The 1,565-nt window shown below is 71.0% G+C and carries 2 protein-coding genes and 1 pseudogene; 1 reads left to right on the forward strand and 2 read right to left on the reverse strand.

The genetic code is table 11. The features are described 5' to 3' along the window. On the forward strand, window positions 1-604 hold a 604-nt coding region (locus ACH13J_RS18280), incomplete at its 5' end, for a CapA family protein (RefSeq protein ID WP_397544774.1). Window positions 605-618: 14 nt separating this feature from the next. On the opposite strand, the gene ACH13J_RS18285 is transcribed toward ACH13J_RS18280, so the two are convergent. Continuing rightward, window positions 619-1,287 carry a phosphoribosyltransferase family protein gene (locus tag ACH13J_RS18285; protein WP_397544775.1) on the reverse strand — a complete coding sequence of 223 codons (669 nt, stop codon included), beginning with the start codon at window positions 1,285-1,287 and terminating at the stop codon, window positions 619-621. Next, window positions 1,284-1,565 (reverse strand): annotated as a pseudogene (locus ACH13J_RS18290) (erythromycin esterase); the annotation flags it as partial. The pseudogene ACH13J_RS18290 and the gene ACH13J_RS18285, both read right to left, overlap by 4 nt.

The raw sequence follows: 1,565 nt of genomic DNA on the forward strand, positions 1-1,565 counted from the left end.
TCTGGCGGCACGGGGCATGGAGTCCTCCGGAGTGCCGCCGGGCTGGCAGGCCGGGGCCGGGCTCCCCGGTATCGCGATGCTGCCCCCGTTACCCGCCGACGGCGCCGGGATGCTGGCGGCGGCGCTTGCGCCGCACCGTGCGCGCGGGGACGTGACCGTGCTGTCGGTGCACTGGGGCGCGAACTGGGGGTTTGATGTGCCCCGGGCGCAGCGGCGGCTTGGGCACGCCCTGATCGACGTGGCCGGTGTGGATGTCGTCTTTGGCCATTCCGCGCATCATCCGATGGGGATCGAGCTCTACCGCGGAAAGCTCATCCTCCACGGTTGCGGGGACCTGATAAACGATTACGAGGGGATCGGCGGACAGGAGGATTTCATGCCCCGCCTGGCGGTCGCCTTCATCCTTGATATCGACCAGCAGACAGGCCGCGCCGCGGGGCTGGAAATGCTGCCCTATCGCCGCCGTGCCTTCGCGCTGGAGCGGGCCCGCGCGGGCGAGGTGGATTGGCTGCACGCTATGCTCGCGCGGGAAAGCCTGCTGGCCGATGCCGCCCTCGAACGGTCCGGTCCGGGCGCGATCCGGCTGGTCATGGCGGCGGGCTGATCCTGCATGGCCGGTCAGCCGGGCGCATCCTCGCCGGACAGCCGCTTGGCCTCGTCCATCAGGCGCACGACCTCGTCATCGGAGGTCTGGCCGAAATCAGTGTAATGCGCGCCGATCGCGTAGAGCATCGCGGGCTGGTGAAGGCAGACGACCTCGTCGACCTCGCCCCGCAGCCGCGCGAGCGTGTCCGGCGCGGCGACCGGCACCGCGAGAACGAGTTTCGACGGAGCGCGGCGCCGCACGGCCCTGAGCGAGGCGCGAACAGTCGCGCCTGTCGCGATCCCGTCATCCACCACGATCGCTGTGCGCCCCGCCACCGGAACGGCCTCACGATTCCGCAGGTACAGGCCCCGCCGCCGCCTGATCTCGTCGAGCTGCGTCTGCGCCAGCCGCTCGATGTCGGACGTGTCCAGCCCTGCATGGGCCATGATCTCGGTGTTGTGCACGATCTCGGGGGCGTCCCCGTTGACAACCGCCGCCGCCGCCAGCTCGGGCTGGTGAGGAACGCCGATCTTGCGCACCATGACGAGATCCATCGGCGCACCGAGCGCGCGGACAAGCTCGATGCCCACCGGCACGCCCCCGCGCGGCAGCGCCAGCACGACCGGGTCATGGTATCCGCGTGACGCGATCTCGCGGGCCAGCGCCTGCCCGGCTTCCGTGCGGTTGGCGAATTTCGTCAACGCTCTGCCTCCGCCTGCGTCAGGTGCGTCTGGAACCAGTCGCCCGTCAGTGCCACAACGCGGTCCAGCGCCCCCGGTTCCTCGAAAAGATGAGTCGCCCCGGGGATGGTCTCCAGCCGGTTCGGGCAGGTCAAGCGCCGCGCCGCCTGCGTGTTGAGATCCAGCACCTGACGGTCCGCGCCGCCCACGATCAACAGAACCGGCGCGCGCACCCGGTCGAGCGCCGCGCGGGCAAGGTCCGGCCGCCCCCCGCGCGAGACGACGGCGCCGACATCGCC

Source organism: Roseovarius salis, assembly GCF_044472985.1.
GTDB classification, from domain to species: Bacteria; Pseudomonadota; Alphaproteobacteria; order Rhodobacterales; family Rhodobacteraceae; genus Roseovarius; species Roseovarius salis.